Origin of the sequence: Aquimarina mytili (genome assembly GCF_016735115.1) — a bacterium.
Taxonomy (GTDB): Bacteria; Bacteroidota; Bacteroidia; order Flavobacteriales; family Flavobacteriaceae; genus Aquimarina; species Aquimarina mytili.
This window is the reverse complement of record NZ_JAERQJ010000024.1, coordinates 1-4812: the sequence shown is the minus strand read 5'-3', so window position 1 is coordinate 4812 and position 4812 is coordinate 1. Positions and strand designations below refer to the sequence as shown.

2 protein-coding genes are annotated in these 4812 nt (G+C 44.7%); both read left to right on the top strand.

The features are described from left to right. On the top strand, positions 1–4542 hold a 4542-nt coding region (locus JJQ60_RS21835), incomplete at its 5' end, for a gliding motility-associated C-terminal domain-containing protein (protein ID WP_201924769.1). A gap of 69 nt (positions 4543–4611) precedes the next feature. After that, positions 4612–4812 (top strand): type IX secretion system membrane protein PorP/SprF (locus JJQ60_RS21830; protein ID WP_201924768.1); only part of this gene is annotated, 201 nt, incomplete at its 3' end.

Below are 4812 nucleotides of genomic sequence, written 5' to 3'. Positions count from 1 at the left end.
TTTACCGAGACCACGGCTACCGTTGCCGATGGTACGGTTACCTTCCAATGGCAGAGTAGTACGACTGGAGCTGCAGGACCGTTTACTGATATTGCAGGAGAGACATTATCAACATACAACAGTCCCGCCTTAACCCAGGACACCTGGTTCCAAAGAGTGGATACGTCTACCTTAAATACGATAGCGTGTACAGCAACGACCAATGTGATTGCCGTTACGGTAAATAATATTACAGCTGGCGTAATTGCAGCGGATGAGACGATTTGTGAGGGAGGAGATCCAATAGCCTTTACTGAGACTACGGCTACTGTTGCTGATGGTACCGTTACCTTCCAATGGCAGAGTAGTACTACCGGAGCTGCAGGACCGTTTACTGATATTGCAGGAGCTACAACGGCTACTTTTGATAGTGGCGTGTTAACTCAAGATACCTGGTTCCAAAGAGTAGATACGAGTACCTTAAATACGATAGCGTGTACAGCAACGACCAATGTGATTGCCGTTACGGTAAATAATATTACAGCTGGCGTGATTGCAGCGGATGAGACGATTTGTGAGGGAGGAGATCCAATAGCCTTTACTGAGACTACGGCTACTGTTGCTGATGGTACGGTGACCTTCCAATGGCAGAGTAGTACTACTGGAGCAGCAGGACCTTTTGCAGATATTGCAGGGGCCACGACAGCTACTTTTGATAGTGGAGTCTTAACCCAGGATACCTGGTTCCAAAGAGTAGATACGAGTACGTTAAATACGATAGCGTGTACAGCAACCACCAATGTGATTGCAGTGACAGTAAATAACATTACAGCTGGCGTGATTGCAGCGGATGAGACGATTTGTGAGGGAGGAGATCCAATAGCCTTTACCGAGACTACGGCTACTGTCGCTGATGGTATGGTTACTTTCCAATGGCAGAGTAGTACCACTGGAGCAGCAGGACCTTTTGCAGATATTGCAGGGGCCACGACAGCCACTTTTGATAGTGGAGTCTTAACCCAGGATACCTGGTTCCAAAGAGTAGATACATCTACCTTAAATACAGTGGCCTGTACGGCAACGACCAATGTGATTGCCGTTACGGTAAATAATATTACAGCTGGCGTGATTGCAGCGGATGAGACGATTTGTGAGGGAGGAGATCCAATAGCTTTTACTGAGACTACGGCTACCGTTGCTGATGGTACGGTGACCTTCCAATGGCAGAGTAGTACTACCGGAGCTGCAGGACCGTTTACTGATATTGCAGGAGCTACAACGGCTACTTTTGATAGTGGCGTGTTAACTCAAGATACCTGGTTCCAAAGAGTAGATACGAGTACCTTAAATACGATAGCGTGTACAGCAACGACCAATGTGATTGCCGTTACGGTAAATAACATTACAGCTGGCGTAATTGCAGCGGATGAGACGATTTGTGAGGGAGGAGATCCAATAGCCTTTACCGAGACCACGGCTACTGTTGCCGATGGTACGGTTACCTTCCAATGGCAGAGTAGTACGACTGGAGCTGCAGGACCGTTTACTGATATTGCAGGAGAAACATTATCAACATACAACAGTCCCGCCTTAACCCAGGACACCTGGTTCCAAAGAGTGGATACGTCTACCTTAAATACGATAGCGTGTACAGCAACGACCAATGTGATTGCCGTTACGGTAAATAATATTACAGCTGGCGTGATTGCAGCGGATGAGACGATTTGTGAGGGAGGAGATCCAATAGCCTTTACCGAGACTACGGCTACTGTTGCCGATGGTACGGTTACCTTCCAATGGCAGAGTAGTACCACTGGAGCTGCAGGACCTTTTGCAGATATTGCAGGAGAAACATTATCAACATACAACAGTCCCGCCTTAACCCAGGACACCTGGTTCCAAAGAGTAGATACGTCTACCTTAAATACGATAGCGTGTACAGCAACGACCAATGTGATTGCCGTTACGGTAAATAATATTACAGCTGGCGTGATTGCAGCGGATGAGACGATTTGTGAGGGTGGAGATCCAATAGCCTTTACCGAGACTACGGCTACTGTTGCCGATGGTACGGTTACCTTCCAATGGCAGAGTAGTACCACTGGAGCAGCAGGACCTTTTGCAGATATTGCAGGGGCCACGACAGCTACTTTTGATAGTGGAGTCTTAACCCAGGATACCTGGTTCCAAAGAGTAGATACATCTACCTTAAATACAGTGGCCTGTACGGCAACCACCAATGTAGTTGCAGTGACAGTAAATAACATTACAGCTGGCGTAATTGCAGCGGATGAGACGATTTGTGAGGGAGGAGATCCAATAGCCTTTACCGAGACTACGGCTACTGTTGCTGATGGTACGGTTACCTTCCAATGGCAGAGTAGTACGACTGGAGCTGCAGGACCTTTTACAGATATTGCAGGGGCCACGACAGCCACTTTTGATAGTGGAGTCTTAACCCAGGATACCTGGTTCCAAAGAGTAGATACGAGTACGTTAAATACGATAGCGTGTACAGCCACCACCAATGTAATTGCTGTTACAGTAAATAATATTACAGCTGGCGTAATTGCAGCGGATGAGACGATTTGTGAGGGAGGAGATCCAATAGCCTTTACTGAGACTACGGCTACTGTCGCTGATGGTACGGTTACCTTCCAATGGCAGAGTAGTACCACTGGAGCTGCTGGACCTTTTGCTGATATTGCAGGGGCCACGACAGCCACTTTTGATAGTGGAGTCTTAACCCAGGATACCTGGTTCCAAAGAGTAGATACGAGTACCTTAAATACGATAGCGTGTACAGCAACCACCAATGTAGTTGCAGTGACAGTAAATAACATTACAGCTGGCGTAATTGCAGCGGATGAGACGATTTGTGAGGGTGGAGATCCAATAGCCTTTACTGAGACCACGGCTACTGTTGCTGATGGTACGGTGACCTTCCAATGGCAGAGTAGTACCACTGGAGCAGCAGGACCTTTTGCAGATATTGCAGGGGCCACGACAGCTACTTTTGATAGTGGAGTCTTAACCCAGGATACCTGGTTCCAAAGAGTAGATACGAGTACGTTAAATACGATAGCGTGTACAGCCACCACCAATGTAATTGCTGTTACAGTAAATAATATTACAGCTGGCGTGATTGCTGCCGATCAGATTATTGTGAGTGGAGAAGACCCTGTAGCCTTTAGTGAGACGACGGCTACCGTTGCTGATGGTGCAGTTACCTTTCAATGGCAGAGTAGTACTACCGGAGCTGCAGGACCGTTTACGGACCTTGTTGGAGAAACCAATGCAACCTATGATAGTCCTCCATTATTTCAAGATCATTGGTTCCAAAGAGTAGATACGAGTACCTTAAATACGATAGCATGTACGGCAATAACTAATGTAGTATCCATTATCTTAGATAGTGATGGGGATGGAATACCTGACGCTACCGATTTAGATGATGACAATGATGGTATAACTGACGAAGAAGAACAAAATGGTGATGCAACTCTTGATAGTGATGGAGATGGAGTAATCGATCGTTTAGATTTAGATAGTGATGGTGATGGGGTCTATGATGTGTTCGAATCAGGACATGGTCAGTTAGACATGGATGGTGATGGGCGATTAGAAGGGCCATTTAGTAGTGATGGTATCCCTGATGTTGTACAAGATGATCCAGATAGTGGAGTTGTCAATTATGCGGTACAAGATACCGATGGAGATGGTGTTGATGATTTCCAGGATATCGATGATGATGGAGATAATGTGCTTACTGTTGATGAGAACCCTAACCCCGATAGTGATCTAAATCCAGATACAGGAGATACACAAGATACTGATATGGATGGTATTGCGGATTACCTGGATGTTGATGATGATAATGATGGAGTAGATACAGTGTATGAAGATTATGATGGTGATGATGATCCACTTAATCAAGATACTGATGGTGATGGCATCCCTGACTATTTAGATATGGATGATGATGGTGATGGAGTGGATACACAATATGAAGGAGTAGATCCTGATGGTGATGGTAATCCAAATACAGGAGATACTTTGGATACGGATTGTATTCTTGATAATAATTGTGACAACATTCCAGATTATTTAGACACTGATGATGATGGTGATGGTTTCTTAACCGAGGATGAGAGTCCGGATCAAAATGGGGATGGTAATCCAGATGATGCCTTAGATACTGATGGTAATGGTACTCCAGATTATCTTGAGCCTAATGATAATACTGTACCAGAAGGAGAAGATGGTATCACGGTATTTACAGGAATGTCTCCTAATGGAGATGGGGTGAACGATGTATTTGTGATCCAGGGGATTCAGAATCTGGAGAATAGGTTAGAGATCTTTAATCGCTGGGGGATTAAAGTATACGAATCTAACAACTACGGTAGAGATGATAATTTCTTTAGAGGTATTTCTACCACAAGTAGTACTGTTGAAAGACAAGATCAATTACCTGTAGGTACCTATTACTATGTCTTAGAGTATGTTCTCGAATCAGGAGAGCGTAAGAGTAGAGCAGGATATTTATACATTAACAGATAATACAGAGAAATTTAAGTTTCCGTGGGTGTTTTGCCCACGGGTTAAATTAAAAATATTAAATTAGAGCGGATGAAAAAAGTATACACAGTTATTGCTACAACTCTTTTGAGTTTTGTGTTTCAGTATAATTATGCGCAGCAAGACGCCCAATATACCCAATACATGTATAATACGATTAGTGTTAATCCGGCCTATGCTGGTAGTCGAGGTGTTATGAGTATTATGGGGCTACATCGTAGTCAGTGGGTAGGTTTAGATGGTGCACCACGT